General features: G+C 64.0%; 18 protein-coding genes. 5 read left to right on the forward strand and 13 right to left on the reverse strand.

The window, feature by feature from the left end; all coding sequences use genetic code 11:
• Positions 1-18 precede the first annotated feature (18 nt).
• The 4 genes from ASB57_RS15945 to ASB57_RS15960 all read left to right on the forward strand — a co-directional run bounded on the left by ASB57_RS15945 (position 19) and on the right by ASB57_RS15960 (position 2,418).
• Complete coding sequence (locus ASB57_RS15945) at positions 19-390, forward strand: hypothetical protein (protein WP_057653107.1); 372 nt, start codon at positions 19-21, stop codon at positions 388-390.
• Positions 387-917: an RNA polymerase sigma factor gene (locus ASB57_RS15950; protein ID WP_082621644.1), complete on the forward strand. Its 531-nt coding sequence runs from the start codon at positions 387-389 to the stop codon at positions 915-917. The genes ASB57_RS15945 and ASB57_RS15950 overlap by 4 nt, the downstream gene beginning before the upstream one ends.
• Positions 914-1,759, forward strand: a complete 846-nt coding sequence (locus tag ASB57_RS15955) for an anti-sigma factor (RefSeq protein ID WP_057653108.1) — start codon at positions 914-916, stop codon at positions 1,757-1,759. Before ASB57_RS15950 ends, ASB57_RS15955 begins: the two co-directional genes overlap by 4 nt.
• A 200-nt stretch (positions 1,760-1,959) precedes the next feature.
• On the forward strand, positions 1,960-2,418 hold the full coding sequence (locus ASB57_RS15960; protein WP_057653109.1) for a GNAT family N-acetyltransferase: 459 nt from the start codon (positions 1,960-1,962) through the stop codon (positions 2,416-2,418).
• A gap of 49 nt (positions 2,419-2,467) precedes the next feature.
• On the opposite strand, the gene ASB57_RS15965 is transcribed toward ASB57_RS15960, so the two are convergent.
• The 13 genes from ASB57_RS15965 to ASB57_RS16025 form a co-directional block, all read right to left on the reverse strand.
• Positions 2,468-3,412 carry a DUF6708 domain-containing protein gene (locus ASB57_RS15965; protein WP_231755164.1) on the reverse strand — a complete coding sequence of 315 codons (945 nt, stop codon included), beginning with the start codon at positions 3,410-3,412 and terminating at the stop codon, positions 2,468-2,470.
• A 56-nt stretch (positions 3,413-3,468) separates the two neighbouring features.
• The gene (locus tag ASB57_RS15970; RefSeq protein WP_057653110.1) at positions 3,469-4,398 is read right to left on the reverse strand and encodes a DUF6708 domain-containing protein; all 930 of its coding nucleotides are present in this window, start codon (positions 4,396-4,398) and stop codon (positions 3,469-3,471) included.
• Positions 4,399-4,411: 13 nt separating this feature from the next.
• Positions 4,412-7,048: a T6SS effector BTH_I2691 family protein gene (locus ASB57_RS15975; RefSeq protein WP_057653111.1), complete on the reverse strand. Its 2,637-nt coding sequence runs from the start codon at positions 7,046-7,048 to the stop codon at positions 4,412-4,414.
• Entirely contained in the window at positions 7,045-7,896 is an 852-nt protein-coding gene (locus tag ASB57_RS15980; protein ID WP_057653112.1) for a DUF4123 domain-containing protein, read from the reverse strand. The genes ASB57_RS15975 and ASB57_RS15980 overlap by 4 nt, the downstream gene beginning before the upstream one ends.
• Positions 7,897-7,905: 9 nt before the next feature.
• A complete protein-coding gene (locus ASB57_RS15985; RefSeq protein ID WP_057653113.1) occupies positions 7,906-10,848 on the reverse strand; it encodes a type VI secretion system Vgr family protein in 2,943 nt (980 codons plus the stop codon).
• Between the two features lie 37 nt (positions 10,849-10,885).
• On the reverse strand, positions 10,886-13,606 hold the full coding sequence (gene tssH, locus ASB57_RS15990; protein WP_057653114.1) for a type VI secretion system ATPase TssH: 2,721 nt from the start codon (positions 13,604-13,606) through the stop codon (positions 10,886-10,888).
• A 40-nt stretch (positions 13,607-13,646) separates the two neighbouring features.
• Positions 13,647-14,777, reverse strand: a complete 1,131-nt coding sequence (gene tssG, locus ASB57_RS15995) for a type VI secretion system baseplate subunit TssG (RefSeq protein WP_197424736.1) — start codon at positions 14,775-14,777, stop codon at positions 13,647-13,649.
• Positions 14,741-16,576 (reverse strand): type VI secretion system baseplate subunit TssF, encoded by a 1,836-nt coding sequence (gene tssF / locus ASB57_RS16000; RefSeq protein WP_057653116.1) that lies wholly within the window; start codon positions 16,574-16,576, stop codon positions 14,741-14,743. Before tssF ends, tssG begins: the two co-directional genes overlap by 37 nt.
• Positions 16,577-16,616: 40 nt before the next feature.
• Positions 16,617-17,102: a type VI secretion system baseplate subunit TssE gene (gene tssE, locus ASB57_RS16005; RefSeq protein WP_057653117.1), complete on the reverse strand. Its 486-nt coding sequence runs from the start codon at positions 17,100-17,102 to the stop codon at positions 16,617-16,619.
• Between the two features lie 70 nt (positions 17,103-17,172).
• Positions 17,173-17,676 (reverse strand): type VI secretion system tube protein Hcp, encoded by a 504-nt coding sequence (locus ASB57_RS16010; protein WP_057653118.1) that lies wholly within the window; start codon positions 17,674-17,676, stop codon positions 17,173-17,175.
• 46 nt (positions 17,677-17,722) lie between these two features.
• The gene (tssC, locus tag ASB57_RS16015; RefSeq protein WP_057653119.1) at positions 17,723-19,213 is read right to left on the reverse strand and encodes a type VI secretion system contractile sheath large subunit; all 1,491 of its coding nucleotides are present in this window, start codon (positions 19,211-19,213) and stop codon (positions 17,723-17,725) included.
• The gene (gene tssB / locus ASB57_RS16020) at positions 19,206-19,724 is read right to left on the reverse strand and encodes a type VI secretion system contractile sheath small subunit (RefSeq protein WP_057653120.1); all 519 of its coding nucleotides are present in this window, start codon (positions 19,722-19,724) and stop codon (positions 19,206-19,208) included. Before tssB ends, tssC begins: the two co-directional genes overlap by 8 nt.
• Before the next feature lie 21 nt (positions 19,725-19,745).
• The gene (locus tag ASB57_RS16025; RefSeq protein WP_231755165.1) at positions 19,746-20,456 is read right to left on the reverse strand and encodes a hypothetical protein; all 711 of its coding nucleotides are present in this window, start codon (positions 20,454-20,456) and stop codon (positions 19,746-19,748) included.
• Positions 20,457-20,652: 196 nt separating this feature from the next.
• On the opposite strand from ASB57_RS16025, the gene tssJ reads away from it, so the two are divergent.
• Entirely contained in the window at positions 20,653-21,270 is a 618-nt protein-coding gene (gene tssJ, locus ASB57_RS16030; RefSeq protein WP_082621645.1) for a type VI secretion system lipoprotein TssJ, read from the forward strand.
• The last annotated feature ends 21 nt before the right edge of the window (positions 21,271-21,291 follow it).

A 21,291-nucleotide genomic window follows, 5' to 3' on the forward strand; every position in this document is an offset into this window, starting at 1 on the left:
CCACCCTCAGGAGGTCACATGGTTCGCACTTTCTCGTTCTCCGCCCTCGGCCTGGCCGCGGTCCTCGTCGCCGGCACCGCCTTCGCCGCGCCGCCCGCCAAAACCAGCAACGGCGTGCTGGTCGGTGAAAAAGGCATGACGTTGTACACCTTCGACAAAGACAGCGCCGGCAAGAGCGCCTGCAACGGTCCTTGCGCCACGAACTGGCCGCCCTTCATGGCGCCCGCCAGCGCCAAGGCCGAAGGCGACTGGTCCGTGGTCACGCGCGACGACGGTTCCAAGCAATGGGCCGTCAAGGGCAAGCCGCTCTACTACTGGACCAAGGACAAGGCCGCCGGCGACAAGACCGGTGACGGCTTCAACAACGTCTGGCACGCCGCCAAGCCGTGAGCCCCGGCGCAGCTAAGGATGTAGCCCAGATCCTGGAACACATCCCCGCACTGCGCCGTTACGCCCGCCTGCTGGCGGGCGACCGGGCTGCCGCCGACGACCTGGTGCAGGACACGCTGGAACGCGCCTGCGCCAAATGGTCCTTATGGCGGCCCGGCACCGCTTTGCGCGCCTGGTTGATGACGTTGATGCACAACATCTATCTCAACCGCGTGCGCGACTGGCGTCACGACGATGGCCATGCCGTGCTTGAAGATGGCCCCGAGCCGTCCCATCACCCTTTGGCGCATGCGCCGGAAATGATGGATCTGCAGCGCGCCCTGGAACGCCTGACGCCGCCCTTGCGATCCGTTTTGCTGCTGGTCTCGGTGGAGGAATACTCCTATGCCGAGGCCGCTGAAATCCTGCAAGTCCCCCTTGGCACCATCATGTCGCGCCTGCATCGCGCGCGCGAAACCGTACGTTCGTTGATGGAGCCGCCGGGTGACGCGCAAAGAACCCACCCTTTGCATCTGGTGAAGCGATGATGGAAAAGGACGCCGCGGTCAGTGACGACGACCTGCACGCCTTCGTCGATGGACAATTGGATGCCGAGCGCGTGCCGGCGGTACTGCGCCACCTGCAGGCCAACCCGGACGCCGCCGTACGCGCCGCGTCCTGGCAAGCCCAGCGCATGCAGCTGCGGCGCGCCTATCGCGATACCGATACCGAAGCCGGCCCCGTCCCCGCGGCGCTCACCGCCGTGGTGCAGCGGCACGTGCGCCGGGAACGCTGGCGTCCGTGGGGTCAGGCCGTCGCCGCCGTGTTGCTGGTGGCCGCCGGCGTGGCGGGCGGCCGCTTCTGGACCTTTTTTGAATCCGAGCTGTCGCCGTCCAAGGCGACCGCCACGGCCACGCTGTCTTCGGGCATCACGGCCGCCCCGCAATTCGTGCGGGATGCCGCCACGGCCTATGCCGTCTTCGCGCCCGAGGTGCGCCACGCCGTGGAGGTGCCGGCGCAGGAAGAGGCCCATCTGGTGCAGTGGCTCAGCCGCCGGCTGGGCCGTCCGCTGACGGCCCCTGCCCTGCAGGCGCAAGGCTATCGTCTGCTGGGTGGCCGCCTGTTGACGGGTGACGGCGCCGACGCCACCGCGCCGCGCGCGCAGTTCATGTATGAAGATACGCAGGGCCACCGCGTGACCCTGTACGTGGCGGTGTTCCCGCCGCAAGCGCAGCCGGGCGAAACCGCCTTCCGGTCGATGCGGATCGGCGATGCGGAATCGTTCTACTGGATCGAGAACGGCTACGGTTATGCCTTGAGCGCCGCTTTGCCGCCGGCTGAGGTGCAGGCGCTGGCGAGCGTGATCTACGATCAGCTGTATCCGCGGTAAGGCTATCGCCTGGCGCTGCGCCGGGATCTTCGCCAGGCCGGCTCACCAGGGCGAGCAAGGCAAGGCGAGGACCAAGGTAATCGCGCGGGGGCCACTTCACGCGCGCCGCTGGAGCCAATGCAGGTCGGGTGTGTCGCCGCCCGACGCTTTGGGTAAGATGCCTGCTCGCCTGTGCATCCCATCAACCAGCGAGGTTCAGCATGACCGTCACCGTCCGCCCCATTGCCAGCGCCGACCGCGCGCGCTGGCAGGAATTGTTCGATGCCTATATGGTTTTCTACAAGCGTGAGCCCAGCGACGAAATCAATGAACGCGCCTGGGCCCGCATCATGGACCCCGCGTCGTCGGTCAATGCCATCGTCGCCGAGTCCAGTGAGAACGGCGTGAAGCAGGTCGTCGGCATCGCCAACTACATCCTGCACGACAATACCTGGACCGTGACGCAGGTCTGCTACCTGCAGGATCTGTTCGTCGATCCCACGATCCGCGCGCATGGTGTGGGAGAGCAATTGATCGACTGGCTGGTGGCGAAGATGAAGTCGGAAAACTGGGCCCGCCTGTACTGGAACACCGCCGAAAACAACTACCGGGCACGGGGTCTGTACGACAAGTACACGCCGCATAGCGGGTTCCTGCGGTATGTGATCAACAACGCCTGATGTTTGGCCCTGGCGGTGATGGCAACCGGGCCAAGATGCGCCGGGCCCTTCACTGCAAATCAGGCGGGTTCATGCTGGCGTCGCGCACATAGGGGTCGCCGTCCTCAACGGTCAGCGTGGCCGCCACCTCGGCTGGCCACTGAGGGATGCGACTCGTCTTCATGACCAGAACCCGGCCGACGGCATGCAGCAGGTCGAACGGCAAGCTGAACAGCCACAACAGCGCCGGCGCCGTCCCGCCATAGAAGAACACGCGTTGAAAAGAGAATCCCGCGGGTTCCCGCTGACCGTCCAGTGGCATGCAGAACTTTACCTGCTGCATGACTGCCTCTGGCCCTTCTTCCATATAGCGGCGCAGGAATTCCCAATGTGCGACAGCTTCGGCCTCGGTCAAACCGACGACACTGAAGGCGAAGGTTTCGCGCACGGTCAGGCGATCGGTATCGAGGACCAGGCCCCGTACATCGAAGGTCGACGCTCCTCCGCCCCGGGATGACATGGTATGGCCTCGCCCTAGGGTGAAGAAGACTTTATTCCAGGGCACCGTCAGCACGGTCCCGTCCAGGCGAAAGACGTGGACCATCTTGCGCTGCCGATCCAGCGCGATGGGGTAGTGGGTCCAGCGGAACAACTCCTTGCATGCGACCCATAGCCCCCCAAGTACGATTACGACGAAAGCTGCTATCAATACGGCGACGGAAAACCAGAAGCCTGTCATATCGGCCAGTTGGCCCGTAACCAGCATCCAGAACACCCTGGCGAAGAAATACAGGAAAACCACCACCACCAACAGCGCCACCGCAGCCAGGAACCCGCGTATCTCGTACCACCGATCGACCAACAGCAGATAGGTCGAATTCATCTTGACCACCGACAACTCGGATCGCAGCTTCACGTCCAGCCGCTGCTTCTGCTTGAGCTGATGCTCGCGGTCCCACTGCGACAAGGGCCGATTGTTGTAGAACCGGTCCAGAAATCCCGTGTAATCCAGCATCTATTCAAACCCGTCTCGTGGTGGAAGCGGCCAAAACCCGGACTGCCGCAGCTTCTTTACTGCAAATCAGGCGGGTTGATGCTGGCGTCGCGGTTGTAGGGATCCTGGGGATCCGTCGTCATGACCGCGGCGACTTCGGGGGGCCATTGGGGAATCTGGCTGGTGGCCATGGCCAGGCTGCGGCCCAGGCTTTCGAGAAAACTGAAGGGCGCCATCATTAACCACAGGCCGCCCCTGGCTTGCGCTTGATTCGCGAACGTGCGTTCCCGCGAGAACGCCCCAGTCTCTTTCTTGTTCCAGATGGGCATGCAGAATGGCACTGCGTCGACCACCGCCGGGGCGCCCTCTTCCATATACCGGCGAATGAACTCCCAATGTCCCAGCGCGTTTTCTTCGCTGCCGGTCACGATGGCGAGCGCGAAGGTTTCGCGCACGGTGCTTCCGTCAGCGTCCAGCACCATGCCGCGCACGTCCCAGTTTGTCATATTGGCCAGCGACGCTCCGCGCCCCAAGGTGAAATAGACGTCGTCCCAAGGCACGCTGAGCACGCTGCCGTCGAAGCGGAACACATGCACCATGCGGTGAACGCGATCGAACAGCAGCGGGTAATGGGTATAGCGGAACACTTCCTTGCGGGTGATCCACAAGAAGGTCAGGGCCATCAGAAAGGAAACAGCTGAGCAAGTGAAGATCACCGGCCACAGACTGTTCTCATTGGGCACCGACCCACCAATGACCAACCAAAGCAGCATGAACATCGCATAAAGACTGAATGCCGCAAGCACGAGACTCAACATGGTGATGAAACCCCGTGTGCCGTAGTTGCGGTCCACGGACTCCAGCCAGCGCGAGTTCATGCGTATCACGCACAGCTGCGAGATCAACTTCACGTCCAGGCGCTTCTTCTGTTGCAAATGCTTTTCACGCTCCCGCGCCGTCAACGGCCGGTTGACGCGAAACTTCGGCAGGATTCCAGTGCTATCCATCGGCTATCGCTGCCTATTGCCCAAGCGCCAGGTTCAGGTTTTTCATTTCCTGGTCCAGGCTGTAGTAATAATCGCTGCCCTTGCCCTGGAACTTGCCCCAGAAGCAGCGCTTGAGCCATTCCTGGATCTTGTTGTCCTGGAATACGGCGATCAGTATCGTCACGATGACCAAGGCGATGGTCAGCACGATACCGACGATGGTGGCCGCCGCCGCGAAGGCAATCAGCACGGCGATACTCAGCGCCGCGGACGCGATGTACAGGCCGCCCATCAAACCATTGCGCTCGACCGTCAGTTGGTCCTTGGCGCTCTTCAAATCGAAGAAAGCCAGGATCACGCCGGTGACGATGCCGATACGGCCGCCGAACTTCGCCAGAACCTTGCCCGACGTTTCGACCGCCAGGCCTGATCCCAGCCGCATCCCAAGCGCGCCCCGCCCCGCCATCGCCGCGCCCAGCACTTCGGCCATGGAACCGCCGGCACCCGCGATGCCCACCACGAACTTCCATTCCGCGGAGCCTTTCTCGTGGTCCATGCCGGCTTGCATGTCACTCCACAACTTCCACAGGAACACACCCTGGAACACGCAACTGACGGTGCCCACGCGGACATCGCTGTTGATCACCGTGCGCCAGCGCGACAGCTCACGGGCCTCGTATTGTTCGATGCTCATGGAAGCCTGGGCCAGGGCCGTGGCGCGGTCCGTGGCATTGCCGGTCTTGGGCACCGCCGCGGCCGCTTCGCTGTCGACCATGCGGAACCAGCGCTTCTTGTCGGGCGTGTCCGTGTTCTCACCCGCCACCTCCAGACGCCGCAGTTCGTCGGCCACCGCCTTCTCCATCTTGCGCTGGTCGACCTGTCCGCCATGCTGGCGCAGCGTCTCGCGTATCAGGGCGGCTCGGAATTTCTTCTTGCTGCCTACCACTTCGACGATTTCCACCGGCGATTTCGACAACACGCCAAGGCGCACGGCCATGGCGCGCGCGATGGGGCTGTCCACACCATCCTTGAGGATGCGGTTCATCGGGCCCAGCACCTGGGTCAGCAGGCGTGCCGCCCTGTCGTCCGCGCCTTTGCCGAGGCGCTTGAGCGCATTGCCGTAGATACCCGTCAAGGTGTACCAGGGCATGCCCTTCCAGTCGACCGTGTTTTCCGAGGCGCTTTGCACCTTCTCGGTGATCAGATCCTGATTGTGGAACATGGCGCGCAGCAGCAGGTTAGACGTATCCGTCGCCTTGCCCACCAGCCAGTCGAGCAGCATTTCAAAGCAGATCCGCTTATCCTGCACGCCATCGATGCACAGTGTGAAGACTGCCAGATAGACGTCGCCGCTATCGACGTCCGCCGGGTCGTAATTGCATTCGAAGCAGAAGGCCGTCTCCGGGCTTTTCATCCAGGCCACGTGCGCCGTGGCCAAGGGGATGATGGTGCCCAGGTCGAAGTCCTTCAACTTCTTGTCGAAGGCCTGCTGCCAGGTCTGCCGGCCCGTCTCGTTGTAGTCTTCGAGGTATTTCTTCCAGCTGTCGTTGCGCGCGGTCTGGCGCGACGCGGCACTTGGATGCCGCGCCGCCTCGGCGCGATCCATGCGCTGCTTCTTCTGCGCGGGAAAGAGCTTGTCCGCCAGGATGGTGCCCACCGACGTATTGCCCATGCCCCCCGGTCCCGCGAAGATAGGCGCCTCATCGCCATAGACGGCGATATTGGTGGCCTTGCGGTCGGCTTCGTCGAGGAATTTGGTTTCCGCTTTGTCGGCGATGATTTCGCGCAAGGATTCGATCGACTTCGACACCGTCAACTGGCGGATATCGTCCGCGTTATTGCTGAAGGCGTCGAAGCTCTGCCGCATCAGGCGCGCGATGTCCTGCGCGACGCCGGTGGGGTCCGGCAGCGCCAGCATCACGCCCTTGCCGGGCGAGAACCAGTTCGACGCCTTTTCCACCATCTCGTACATCCAGGACTGGCGGCTCATCCAGTTCACCGTGGTCCAGTCGAACTGCTGTTCCAGGCCGGGGAAATCCAGGTTCTTGCGCGACTCGCAGAAATACTCCGCCACCACGTCCTTGGTGTTGACCATAGCGTGGGCCTGCGGGTGCTTCTTGGATCCCAGCCAGGCTTGCACGTCGAACTCGACCATATGCTTGCGGCGCTCGACTTCGCCCTTGGAACCGCGATGCTTGTCGCAGACGTCCTTGGTCCATTGCACGTCGGACAGCGTCAGCCAGACCTTGGTGGCCTTCTTGGCGTCCGGGATGGTGATCATCGACGCCATGGCCTGATGTTCCATCGAATGGCAGGGGAAATTATTTTCCCCGTCCTTCAAGGGCTTGTCCGGATTGAAGCGGTAGAGCGTGTTGTCGCCGTTGACGAAGTAACCGTCCAGCTTCTTGCTGGCTTCGTCGTAGACATATAAGTAGCCGGGTCGCAGCAGACGCAAGCCGTAGCGGGCTGCCTTGCCCAGTTCGCGCTCTTTCTCCGCCAGGGCGGGATGGGCAAGGTCACCGGTCAAGGGCGCTGGTGAATTCGCATTGTTGCGCAGCACCGCGTAGCGCACCGGGAAGATGGGCAAGCCAACGCGATGATAGGGGCAGTCCTCGCCGCATTTGACGTAGGGGCCTTTGTCTTTGGTCGGATCGGTGGAGGGTGCGTTCATATTGTTGTCTTACCGGAGTCGTTCATGTCGCCGCGTATGAGATCGAAGTCTTGCTGCGTCAGGTCGGACGTCGCTACGCGGTACGGGAAATCGGCGTCGGGGGGAAGCGCGGACAGGCGTTGCTGGATCAGGGGATGACGGTCGAAATCGGGATGGACGGTCATGCCGTGCCAGGCATAGTCTTCCTGGTCCTGCAAGCGCGATAGCCCGTGGTCGCGCGCTTTTTCCAGCTGGCGCAGAATTTCCTGGCCGGCGCTGCGATAGCTGGCTACCGATGCTGGCTGCAAGCGCTCCAGCAAGGTATTGATCACATTCATGCGCTGCAAGGCAAAAGACTGGCGCGCGGTGATGCCCGGGGAGTCGGCCGCAAAAACCTCGGGGCGGCGCATTTCTTCCCATGCGCCAGCGATGTTGTACTTCCAGCGCCGCACCGGTCCCATCAACCAGGCCATCTGCGCCGGGGTGAACAGCCACTGCAACTGGATCAGCACGCGCGGGTCGAAAAAGCGGAAGAAGCAAGGACCCACGTCGGGCAGCGGCAGGACCAGGCGGGTCACCAAGGCCTGCGCGACCACGGCCTTCGGGACGTTTTCATCGACATCGAGCAGGCCGCAGAGCCACAGCGGCTCATCCTCGGCCTCCTGGGCCAGCGCCAGGACCAAAGCTGCTTCGCGGGCCAGGGGCGTGGCACTGGCGATGTCGTAGAGCAGCGGCATGACGCCCGCGCTACGCTCCAGCTGCCCCGGCACCAAGGCCTGGCTGGCCATGCGCGCCGGGCCCTTGTGCGCCAGGGCACCATCGGCGATGGCGTAGGCGTACTCGCGCAGATCGGCGTAGACCAGTGACATGGCGCCAGCCTATATCGGCACGACGGCGCCGCCCTGCTGGGCCGCGCCGCGTACACGTGCGTCGCACAAGGGACCGCCGCCGAAACCCGCGCTGGCCTGCGCCGATTGCGGCCCCTGCCAGGCGTGCGAGCCGGCGTGGAACGTGACCTTGCCTGGCGCATGCAGCTGGACCTGGCCATTCTCCAGGCGCAGATAGGCGCCGCCCGCGGTCGCCAGGATGTGCGTGCTGGCGTCGATCTGCAGGGTGGCGTGCGTGGAACTGAGCGTCACCGCGTTCTTGGCGTTGAGCGTGGCGGTGTCCTGCTGCGCCTGCAAGCTGAGCTTGCCGGCGGCCGCGTGCAGGAACAGGCCTTTCTGGTTGGCCGGCCGACTGCTGCCTTCATCGCCCTTGCCGTCGGTGTAAAGCACGACGCCGCCAGCGACGTCCGCCACCACATCGCCGATGGCGCTCCAGTTGACGTCAGGAGCGACGTGAGCGAGCGTGGCGCCCGCGGCCAGGAAGGCGCTGGCCGGCGTGTACTGGCCGATACCGGCCGGTGCGCTGACCTGGAAATGCGCTTCGCCATAGGCCGTGGCCGAATCGCCTTCGGAGGCGCCTCCGGTAGCGCCAGCGCTTGCGCTAGATGCGGCGCTGGATGAAGTGCCCGCTGCGCCGCTGCCTGCGGCCGTAGCGCCACCCGCCGCGCCACCCGTAGCACCGCCGGCGGCACTGCCACCCGTGCTGCCGACCCGTTGCCGCGTCTGCGTCTGCCGCAGCACTTTACCTACATGCGTCAGCCCTTTCAATGCCGGTAACTCGGCAGGCTCGGCTTCGCCTTCGAGCTTGGCCTGCTGCGCCCCGGCCGACTTGGCCAGCGCCTGTGCCTGCTCGGATGCCATATCCAGTTGAACGACAGCCTCGCTGCTGTCCAGCGCCGCGCCGCTGCCATTGGGCCGCGCGTCCGCGCTGATCAACAAGCCCTGGCCACCGCGCACCGCCACCGAAGCCTTGCTGGCCAGCTCGGCGCCATGGCCCAGGTCATCCAGCCGCTCATTGTCATTCTGCTGCTTCAGACGTCCCAGATTGAGCCGGCTGTCTTCCTGCGTGGTCGACGCGGTCAGGCGCGACTGCCCAGGCGTATCGTCCATCACCAACTGGTTATAGCCACCGGAGCCGCCAGCGCTGCCCGACATCTCCTGCGACTTGAAACCGGACATCACCACGTTGTGGGCATGCGCACCGTCGCTGCCGGCGAACCACGCCGGGGCATTGCCCGTGCTGCGCGCGGCGCCGGATTGCACCTGGTTATAGGCCGCGTTCTCGCCGCCCGCGCCGTTGTACACCGCCCCCACCACGACGGGACGATCGACGTCGCCGTGCAGGAATTGCACCAACACTTCCTGGCCGACACGGGGCACGAAATGGCCGCCCCAGTCGCCACCGGCAACGGGCTCGGCCACGCGTACCCAGGTGCCCAGATCATTCTTCGCCGGGGCGTTGTCGGTCCCGGCCGGATGCGCCAGACGGCTGCTGGACGTGCTGCCCCGCTGCCAGTGGAATTGCACGCGGATACGGTGATCGCGATCGGTATGCACGGGATCGTCGGCGCCGACCACCAACGCGGTCTGCGTGCCCAGGATGGTCGGGCGGGGGTGGATGCGTTCACCATGACCGTCCACCGTGGCGTTGCGATACTCCACCGACACCGGAATCGCCGTGACGCGGTTCTGGTAGAAATCGGCTTCGGCAGCCTTGCCACCGTTGGCCGTGTTGCCGGCACTCGCCGTAGCCGCTGCAGCCCTGCCTGCTGCGCCTGCGCCGATGGCCGCGGCGCCCGCCGCCCCAGCCACATCCTCAAACGCCTGACCAAGATTCGCCTGCAGATTATTGCGGGCCGAATGCTCCATCCGCAGCACCAGGAATTCGCTAGCGTCAGCGCCGTCGCCGCTGCCAAAATGATCCGTCAGCGTAAAGCGTTGCCCCGCCGCCAGCGTCCGCACCGTACCCGCCCCTTCATAGGTGGATGCCGGCACGCGCAAGGCAGCCAGGGTGTTGTGCGCCAGGCGGTCGCCCTGGGCATCGTCCTCAAAGGCATACTGGCCCGGATAATCCGCATCCAGCAAAGCCATCTTGTTGTTCAGTCCGTCCGCCGGCGCCTGCACCGACACCACCCGGCCGGCCGCGCCCCGGTAGTCCCAGCTTGCCAGGCGCACGCCATTGGTCAGCCAGCGTCGCGCGCGGCCCCAACGTTGCATGGTGTCCTCGGTTTCCGTCACATCCGCACGATGGAAACGCACGCTCTCCTGCGGTCCGGCTTTGAAGGCATCGTTATCGTCGGCGATCACCACCGTATGGCTGCCCGGGCTGTCGTCCGTTCCAGCCTGATGCTCGATCCAGTAGTAGAGGCCCTCTTCCGCCAGCAGTCGTTCGACGAAATCGAAGTCGGATTCGCGGTACTGGATGGTCAGGCTGCGCTTGGCATAGACCGACCTGTCTTTCAAGGACCAACGCCAGGCTGGCGTCAAGGTGCCCTGGTCGCGGTAATCGTTGAAGATGCTCTCCACGATGTCGCAGACGTTCATGTCCTGGAACACGTAGCTGTCGCGCCGCTGCCTGAGGAAAGCAAGCCAGGGCTCCAGGCGCAGGCGGTAGCGCGCCAACCCGCCGTTGGCGCCATCGAACCAGGCTTCCGTGATGTGGCCGTGCCACACGCGCGGCGTCGCGCGGCCCAAGGCGCTTTGCAAGGACAGTTGCGCCGGCTGGCCCAGCAGATCCTTCAGGGGAATGTGCGCGTCGTCCGACAAAGCGCGGATTTCCAGGCGATAGCCGCCGTCGCTGATGCGGTCGCTGCCCTGCATGTCCTGCGCCAGCAGCCGGTTGGCGCCCAGCGGGGTGGACAGGTCGAGCAGACGGTTGCCCTGCTCGAAAGCAGCCGTCAACAAGCGCGAGAGGTCCGTACTTACGCTGGGCATGATGCTTGGTCTCCTGGGCGCGATCGTGGCGCGCCTCTCAATTCACCTGGAAGAGGAAATCGCCGTCTTCGCCGGCGCTGGCGCGAATGCGGCTGATCGCCCCGCCTTCCGCCATACGCGCGAGCACCTGCTCGGCGATCTCCGGCAGCAGGGTGCCGTTGAGGATGTGATCGACATTGCGCGCGCCGGTATCGACTTCAGTGCAGCGCGCCAGTACCGCTTCCACCAGCGCATCGTCCCATTCGAACAGGGCGCGATGGTTGGCTTGCACGCGGGCAGCAATGCGCTGCAGCTTCAGGGTGATGATGCGCGCCAGCGCGTCGTCGTCCACCGGGTAATAGGCCACCGTCTTCATGCGGCCCAGGAAGGCCGGCTTGAACGCCTTGTACAGTTGCGGCAGCAGCGCCTCGTGCAGCGCGTCGGGGTCCGGCCGTTCCTCGGACGTCTTGTTCAGGCATGCCTGCATGATGGCGGACGACCCCACGTTGGACGTCAGGATGATCAGGGTGTTGCGGAAATCGATCTCCCGCCCTTCCGCATCGTCCATGAAACCCTTGTCGAACACCTGGAAGAACAGCTCCAGCACGTCGGGATGGGCCTTCTCGATTTCGTCGAGCAGCACCACGCTATAAGGCTGGCGCCGCACGGCTTCGGTCAGCACGCCGCCCTCGCCATAACCGACATAGCCCGGCGGCGAACCCTTCAGGCCCGACACGCTGTGCGCTTCCTGGTACTCGCTCATATTGATGGTGATGAGCTTGCGCTCGCCACCGTAGAGGATGTCGGCCACCGCCAGCGCGGTCTCCGTCTTGCCCACGCCGGACGGACCGACAAACAGGAACACGCCCTTGGGCTTGTCCGGATCTTCCAGGCCGGCGCGCGACGTCCGCACGCGCTGGGCGATGGCATCCAAAGCGTGGTCCTGGCCGATCACGCGTTCCGCCAGCGTCTGCTTCAGCTCCAGAACCGTGCGTACTTCATCATTGACCATGCGCCCCAGGGGTATCCCGGTCCAAGCGGCAACGATCTCGGCCACGACCTGGGCATCCACGCAGACGGGCACCAGGGGCGACTCGCCTTGCAGGGCACGCAATTTATCGGTCAATGCCACCAGTTCGTGCTGGCGCGCGCTCAACGGCGCCTTCCCGTGGCCCGCGTCACGCTTGCTGACGGGCACGGCGGATTGCGCTTCCTGCGCATTGGTGGCCGCGGCGCCGCTTTCCTGCTCCAGGCCCTGGCGCAGCAGCTGGATCTCACGCGTCAACTCGCGCTCCTGCTCCAGCCTTTGCTCCGCCTGTTCCAACAGCGTGCGGTCCGCGGCGATCTCGTCATGCAGCTCCGCCAGGCGCGCTTCGTGCCCGCCCGCCGCGGCGGCATCCCGTTCCAGGGCGCCCTGCTCGGTTTCCAGGCGGATCAGGCGCTGACGCGTATCGTCGATCAACGCCGGCGTCGTGCTCTGGCCCAGGGCCACGCGCGCGCAGGCGGTGTCCAGCACGCTGACGGCCTTGTCCGGCAGTTGGCGTCCGCTGATATAGCGATGCGACAGGCGCACCGCCGCGGTGATGGCCTCGTCCAGCACCCGCACCGAAAAATGCTTTTCCATCAGGGCGGCAATGCCGCGCAACATGCTGGCCGCCAGTGCCTCGTCGGGCTCTTCCACCTTGACGACCTGGAAGCGCCGCGCCAGCGCGGCGTCTTTCTCGAAGTACTTCTTGTATTCGCTCCAGGTGGTGGCGGCGATGGTGCGCAGCTCGCCGCGCGCCAGGGCCGGCTTCAGCAAATTGGCGGCGTCGTTCTGTCCCGCCTGCCCGCCCGCGCCTATCATGGTGTGGGCTTCGTCGATGAACAGGATGATGGGTGCCGGGCTGCGCTTGACCTCGTCGATGACGTTTTTCAGGCGGTTCTCGAACTCGCCCTTGACGCTGGCACCCGCCTGCAGCAGGCCCATGTCCAGCACGCGCAAGGTGACGTTGGCCAGCGACGGCGGCACATTGCCCGCCACGATACGCAAGGCCAGGCCTTCCACCACGGCCGTCTTGCCGACACCGGCCTCGCCGGTGAGGATGGGATTGTTCTGCCGGCGCCGCGTCAGAATGTCGATCATCTGGCGGATTTCAGCGTCGCGGCCGATCACGGGATCGATGTGGCCCGCGCGTGCGCGCTCGGTCAGGTTGGTGGTGTACTGGTCCAGGGCCGGCGTCGCCGACAGCGCGGCGGCGCGGGCGTCCTTGCCCTTGTCGTCGGCCTGCGTCGCGCCGTCACCGAAGCCCACGGCCTGAGCCGCCTCGCCGGAACCGGCAGTGATGCCGTCGAAGTCGTGCTTCAGCGCGTCCAGCTTGATCTGCTCGAAACGGGTGGACCCGCGATGCGCGAGCTGCGCCAGGTCAGGCTCGGTCAGCAAGGCCAGCAGCAGGTGGCCGGAACGGATACGCGTGGTCTGCGTGTCCAGCGACGCGATCAGCCACGCGTGCTCGAACAAGCCGGACAGATGCGGCGAGAACACCGGGGTGCGGCTGTTGCCGTCCTTGAAATTACGCAGCTCCGCATTCAGATCCGCTTCCACGGCCATGGGATCGATGTCGCTGTTGCGCAGCACCACCACGACGTCGCTGCTCGCCTGCTCCAACAGCGCCAGGAACAGATGTTCCAGGTCCACTTCGTAATGACCGCGCGACATGCATAAATTGGCAGCGCGTTCCGCCGCCTGGCGGCAGGTGTTGTTCAGTTTCGAGATCAGCGTCTTCAGCGGTATGGCCATATGCAAGCGCCGGCGAGCCGGCTATTCCCTGGATTCGGTTTTAGTGAATGGTCTGCAATTCGTAGCTGGCATCGTCGCGGTCTTCAGTGGCCGCTACGCTGCACAGAAAAGTGTTCCAGCCCAGCCGTGCGCCGGCCCCTTCCTGGGCGCCTTCTTCCTGGGCACTGGCCGTGGCGCCGCCGAGCGAACTGCCGCTCACGGCCTCCTTGGCCAGGATCAGGCGCACTTCGTACTCGAAGCTGACGCCGGCCAGCATGGTCAGCATTTTCTCCAGCGCGCGCGCCCGTTCCCCGCCTGGCAGGAAATCGGCGAACACGTCGCCCGACAAGGGACCGATCCAGATGCGCATGCGCAGGTCGCGTTGCCAGATACGGTCGCCGGCAAAGGCCGACACGCCCAGGACGGCGCCCGGGCTGCCCAGCGACGTGCGCCGTTCCGGAGGCACCGTGTACCACTTTCCGACGAACTGCTCGACCCGCAAGGTCTGGCCGAAGTAGTCGCACAGCACCTGCTGTAAATAGGTTCCTGACACGGGACGCTGGCGCATCGCCGCGGCATAGTGCGCCATGCTTTCGTCGTAGACCGCCCCGCCCCCCGTGCGCAGGCGGTCGCGCAAGGCCGGATGCCCCAGCCCGCCCAGGGCCAGCAGCAAGGGCAGGTAATGGTGATCGCGATCGGACTCGTGCCGCAGGGGCAGGCGGTATTTCTTCCATGCGCCGTAGAACAGGGCGGCCGCGCGATTGGCGAAGATATCGAAAAACGCGCGTGCGCCCCGGTCGCGGCTCAGGCTTTCGCGCAGAGCAAGCGTTTCGGAGTAATGCAGCGGCAAGGCGCCCTGCCCGCCCAGCAAACCGAAGAAGGCCGGGGTCAGCGCCACGCGCGCCACGTCGCCCTGGGCCACCGCCGTCTTGATCGCCTGCGCATCCGCCAGCGGATTACCCTCGCGGTCATAGGCCTGGGCATCGGCGATCTCGCTGGCCGGAAAACCCAGGGACGGCGAATTGAGGAACTGCATATTCCCCGCCACCACGTCGCGCGAACGACCTTCGCCCTGGCGCTTCTGGAACCAGCGCTCCAGCAGGCGCACCGCCTGGAAGAACTTGTAGCGCTGCGGCTCCGCCAGCAGCGATTCGATTACGCCAGTATCGCGTCGCCGTTGCATGGGGGGCACCGTAGAAGTTCATCGGAATTGCGGCGCGACAGCACCACCAACTGCACGAAGCTGTTGGCGTGCACATAGAGGCCGAAGAAGCGGTTCATCACCGCCACGAAAGCATGCAGGCTGGTGCCGACGAAATTATCCTCGTTCAGGGTCAGGCGTATCTCGATGCCGCGCACGAAAGTGGCAAAGGGTTCGCCCGCCATCCAGTGGGTGGCCGGACGGTAGTCCAGCCCGACCAGGCCTTCGATCTGGCGCGCGGACACGGCCGAATGCGACAAGTCGTACAGACGCAGCGTTTCCTTCAGCGCCGGCAGCCCGCTCTGCACCAGCGACAGGTGGTTCAGCGCCAGATGGGAGATCAGCCGCCAATGCGCGGCGTGCCCCTGCGGGAAACGATGGGTATGGGTCGGCCGGCGCAACATGCGGATGGCCCGCGCGACGGTGCCGCCTTCCAGGAACAGATCGCCGCCCGGCTGGCCCGCCGCCAACTGGGCTGGCAAGTCGCGGTTGGTGCACGTCAGGTCGATACTCAGGGTCTCCACCTGGGGCACCGACGGATCGAAGTCGATATCGACCAGGGAAATCTCGGTTTCGTAACCGGGGCTGCGCTGCGCCACCAGTTCGTCGCGGCGCGCGGTCCAGTAATGGCCGGCGCCCTGCGGCGTGTCGCCGTGCTGCAGGGAATAGAAGGGGCGGAACTCGACCACCGACTCGCCTTGCGCGCTCTGGCGCACCTGGCGCACGCGCTCGATGGCGTAGATGTCGTAGCCATAGGCGCGCCGCGCGTCGGCCACCACCGGATACGACGACGACATATGGGTCACGCGGATGGGATCGGCGCGCTGCTTGAACAGGTTCACCACCGGCGTGCAACCCAGCCGCAGGTTATCCGTTCCCACGCTTTCCAGCAGCCGCGCGGTATTGGAATCGGCGCGCACGCCCCGCACCGGCAGATGCAGGGTAAAGGCACGCGCCGGGCCGACCGCGCCGCGCAGTGCCTGCAGGTCGATATCGAAGAAGTTGAACTTTTCCGCAAAGACGAAATGCTCGGCCAGCAGCCGATACGCCGGATGCGAGCGGGCCGGATAGTCGATCAGGGCCTCGTCGTCGGCCAGGCCGACTTCGCCTATCGGAATGCCGGACACCGCATCCCAGCGGCCGGGTCGCGCTTCGACATAGGCGGCCGCCGTGCGCAGGAACAGGCAGTCGCGCAAGGCGGCGACGAAAGACGGCTCGCCGTGCAGATACACGCGCAGCTTGCCAGCCGGCAAGGTGGCGAAATTCATTGCCTCGCCCAGGCATTCCAGGCGAATCGACAGCCGCCCGGTCACGCCCGTCGGCAGGTTGCCGACCGGGGCGCTGATGCTGCTGACATAGCTGACTTCGCCGATCGCCACCGGCAACAGGGTGACGTCGTACACCGTGCGGAAACGGCAGGCCACGCCTCGCACGGGATGCGACTTAAGTTCGGTACCCCGCGCGATGCGCGCCGGCGCGCTCAGCTGCGCCGCCACCTGGCCGACGTCGAAGTACGCGACGGAGCAGGAAGGAAACGGGCGCAGATAATGCGGATAGAGGACCTCGAACAGGGCCTCGGTGAATTCGGGATAGTCGTCGTCCAGCTTCTTGTTGATGCGCGCGCCCAGCAGGGCGAAGGACTCGATCATCCGTTCGACGTGCGGGTCTTCGCTGTTCTCGGCGGACAGGCCCAGGCGCGACGCGATCTTGGGATAGCGCTGGGCGAAATCGCGCGACGAGCTGCGCAGGAAGTTCAGCTCGCGTTCGTAATATGGCAACAGGTCTTCCATGCTCCCCTCTCCGCGTGGCGGCCAATTGCGCTAGCGCGCGTCAGGCAGCGACCGCGGTCTTGGCCCAACCCTTGCTCACCGAATACTGCAGCGTGGACGGCTGCAAGGTGGCATCGAACGTCACCGGCTCGTGCGCCGGCCCCACTTCCAGCATGCCGTTGATGGCGAAATACAGTACCGACGTGGCGCGGCTGTCGATCAGCAGCACCACGCGCACCTGGCTCAGGCGCGGTTCATGACGGGCGATGGCCTGTTCCAGCGAACGGCAGATCAGCTCACGGTCGTAATGGCTGGCCAGGCTCAAGCCGGAAAAATCCGCCAACCCGTAGGTCAGCACCGAACGCTGGCACTCCGGCAGACGCTTCAGCACCTCTTCCGAAAACACCATGCGCGTATTCAGCAGGGCCTCGATGTCGCGCGCCACCGTCTCTTTCATCTCTTCCACCGACAAGCGGCGCAGCGCATGGGGGGACTCCCCTTCAACGCCAAAGAGCTTGTCGAACAAGCTGGGCTCGAATCCTTTCATGCGACCCTCGTCAAATCAAAGGAGACTGCGACCCCCGCGGGCCGCAGTCTCCCTCGGTACCTTGGGTAGATCAGGCCGAGTACGTCTTGTCGTTCTTGGTCAGGCTCCAGGCGCCTTGCGAGTTACCGCCCTGGTTGCCGCCAATCTTCTGCTGCGTGTACTTCCACTGCACGGCCGCGTATTTCAGCGACAGGGTTTCGGTAGGCACGCCTTCGCCGACGATCTGCGGCGCGACGCGGGCGATGATGACGTACTTCATCTTGACTTCCAGGTACTTGACCCGGTTGCCTTCGCCATCGGCGCGCATGAAGTCGACGGTGACTTCATCGAACGTGGTGCCGCCGGAAGCGTGCTGGTACAGCAGCGGGCTGACCACATCCAGATCCTTGCCGAACACCATTTCGCCGTGATCGCAACGCTCGGCGGTATGGCCGCCCGAGGTCGACGCGGTGGCCGAACGGGGCTGGATGATTTCGTGGTGCCAGGAGCTGGCTTCGATCCAATCGGCGTGATCCTTGTCCTGCGACTCGCCTTTCAGGGCGGGATTGCCGAACTTGATGTAGATGTCCTTCATCGCTTTCCTCTAAGTGTGAACGGGCATGGTTGGACGGTGTCCAAGCTCAGGATTTCTGCGCTTGCGACGGCAGCTCGGCCACCAACCGCAGAGAAATGGACAGTTCGTCCAGTTGGAAGTGCGGACGCAAGAACGCCACGGCACGGAACACACCCGGGCGGCCTGGAACTTCGGCGACCTGGATGGATGCTTCGCGCAGCGGGAACTGCGCTTTCTGCTCCTGGGTGGCGTTGTCGTCGAGCAAGACGTATTGCGACACCCAGCGGTTCAGAAAACTTTCGACCGATTGCGGCGACGCAAAACTACCGATCTTGTCGCGCATCATGGCCTTCAGGTAATGCGCGACGCGCGATACCGAGAAGATGTATTGCAGTTGCGCCGACAGCACGGCATTGGCGTTGGCGCTGTCCGTGTTGTATTTCTTCGGCTTCTGCACCGATTGCGCGCCGAAGAAGGCGGCATAGTCGGAATTCTTGCAATGCACCAGGGGGATCAGACCCAGGTCGCTCAGTTCTTTTTCACGCCGGTCGGTGATGGCGATCTCGGTCGGACACTTGAGCGCCACTTCGCCATCATCGGTCTTGAAGGTATGCGTGGGCAGGTTTTCCACCAGGCCACCGCCTTCGACGCCGCGGATGGCCGCGCACCAGCCGAAGTCCGAGAAGGCCGACGTCAGGCGCGCGCCGAATGCCCAGACCGCGTTGCACCACAGATACTTGGAGTGGTCGGTGCCGTCGACTTCCTCGACGAAATTGAAGCCTTCGACCGACGTGCCTTCCTTGGGATCGTAAGGCAGGCGGCCCAGAAAGCGCGGCATGGTCAGGCCGACGTAGCGCGAGTCCTCGGAATCGCGGAAGCTGCGCCACTTGGTGTATTCGACGGTGTCGAACACCTTGGCCAGATCGCGCGGCTTGCCCAGGTCGGCGAAGCTGTCCAGGCCCAGCAGCTCGGGCGACGCCGACGCGATGAAGGGCGCATGCGCAGCGGCGGCCACGTGCGACATCTGTTCGATGAAGTACATGTCCTCGGGCTGGCGCGTCATTTCGAAGTTGCCCAGCAGCGCGCCGAAAGGCGAACCGCCGAAGGTGCCGAATTCTTCTTCGTACACCTTCTTGAACATCAGGCTCTGGTCGAAATCGATGGCGGTCTGGAAGTCGCGCACCAGGTCGCGCTTGGTGACGTTGAGCACCTTGATCTTGAGCATGGTGCCCGTCTGGCTTTCCGTGCACAGATAGTGCAGGCCGCGCCAGGTGCTTTCCAGCTTCTGGAATTCAGGGGCGTGCATCACTTCGCTGAGCTGCGCGGAGATCAGGCGGTCCAGTTCGGCAACGCGCGCGTCGAGCATGGCCGACAGATTGTCGGACACCACAACGGTGCCCTTCATCACTTCACGGGCCAGTTCGCCGATCAGGTCCTTGGCGCGGTCGTGCTCGGCGCTGGACTTGGCGACGCGGCTTTGCTCGACGATCTGGTCGAGCAGGCCGATTTCTTCGCCGGCGGCTGCGTTGGCGGAAGATTGAGCGGCAGCATTACTCATGCTTGTCCCCCTTGTCAGCAGCTTCGTTCGTCAACTGCTGCAGCTTTTCGGTACTGGTCAGCACTTCGCCCAGCAGATCTTCCAGCTTGTCGTTGCCGGCCAGCTTGTTGCGCAGGTCGGCCAGCTTGGTGCGGATCTCCAGCAGCTTCTGCAGCGGCTCGACCTGCTGCACCACGGCTTCGGGACGAAAGTCCTCGATGGAGCGGAACTTCAGATCGACGCCGAACGTGCCGCCTTCGTCGGTCAACTCGTTCTTGACGCGGTAAGCGGCGCGCGGCTCCAGGCCACGCATGACGTCGTCGAAGTTATCGACGTCGACATTGACGAACTTGCGGTCCTTCAAGCGCGGCAATTCGGCTTCGGACTGGGCGCTGAAGTCGCCGACGACACCGACCACGAAGGGCAATTCCTTCTTCTCGATGGCATCGCCTTTCTCAACGTCATAGGTCAGCTGGACGCGGGGCGGACGCACTTTCTGCAACCGCTTCTGCATGCTTTCTTTCTTGGCCATGGTCGCGGCTCCGTGGAAGAGTTACTTCAGCAGGTTGCCGAAGGGGTTGGGCGCGGGCGCGGCGCTATTGCCCGACGGCGTGGGTACGTTGGGGGTGGCGGGCTTGGCCGGCACGGTGGGCTTGGGCACGCCGGCCGCATTCGCGGCATTCGCAGCATTGGCGGCGGCATCGGCGGCAGACTGACCGGCGCTGGGCGTCGGCGCCGCTCCAGCGTCGGTTGCCGCATCCGCCGGTTTGGGTGGCGGACGGCGCACGGGCTGGCGCTTGGGCTTCTGGCCTTCGGGGAACAACACATCCTGACCCAGCGTGTCGCGCAGCGATTGCGCCAGTGCCACCGCGTCATTGCGGGCATTACCTGCCAGCAATGCATCGGCGCGCAGATCGGACAGCGATTGCAGGGCCACGCGCAGGCCACCGACGGCGCGCACGGACTTGGCCACGAAATCGGTGGGATCGCGGTTCAGGGCTTCATCGGCCGCCACGATCGATTCACCATATTTGTGTTCATCGAAACGAATCTTGGCGATATAGGACCAGGGCTGGCCGCGCGTGGGATTGCGCTGCGCGATGGATTCGAACTGCGCGACCGCGGCGTCAGACCCCTTCGTTTCAAAGGTCTTCTCAGCTTCGGAGATCGATTGCCGGAAGTCCGCATCGGACTGGGGCTCCTGATTCTTCTGCGTCGTAGTGCAACCCGCGAGAACTACGATCAGTCCCGCGATTAAGGCCAAGCGGCGGATTTGCATAGGAAAGTGGAGAAGAAGTAAGAAAAATCTGGTTGACGGGTAGCGCTCTTCACGAAGGGGCGTATTTCATCAACCCCTTGTAAAAACGACACTACATAAGATTTCTCGATGTTACCTAGTCGCAAGTTCTTCGAAATAGAAGGCTTCTGTATTGTTTTTTATGCTTCCGGTATAAAGAATCATGCTTAAACGTATCCATTTCTGGCGCGCCCTCGCTTGGGTCTGTATCGGGCTGGGAACCCCTGTCCTAGCGGGTTGCGCGGCGGCTGGCGCCGTCGGCGCGGTGGCGAGCGCGACCGGGTCCTTGCTCGAAGCCGCGGGCCTGAAAAAGCCGGATAACGCGCCTACGGATGTGAAACTTTCCATCCAGGCCGGACAAAATTTAAATATAAGTAACGGACAAGCGATGGCTGTCGTTACGAAGATTTACTACCTGAAGAATTCCGACTCTTTCAAGCAAGCACCGATGTCATCCCTTATCGATGAGAAACAAGAAAAGGACCGTTTAGGTGACAGCGTGCTGGCAAAACGCGAGCTGACCCTGATGCCGGGGCAGGTGTATCAGAACACCGAGCAGGTTCCGAAGGACGCGGTCGCCATCGGCGTGGTCGCATTCTTCTTCGCGCCGGCGCCCTATCGCTGGAAATATGTGTTCGATATCAAGGACGCGAAGGACACCGGCATCGTGTTGGGCGCGCATGCATGCGCACTGACCGTCGCCACCGGCAAAGTGTCGCCGCCCTTGGGCGCGCCGGCCTTCGATGCCTCGCGGCTGGGCTCGCTGCAATGCCCGGTCTGATTAATAGAAGCACAGAATGAT

Origin of the sequence: Bordetella sp. N (assembly GCF_001433395.1) — a bacterium.
Taxonomy (GTDB): domain Bacteria; phylum Pseudomonadota; class Gammaproteobacteria; order Burkholderiales; family Burkholderiaceae_B; genus Bordetella_C.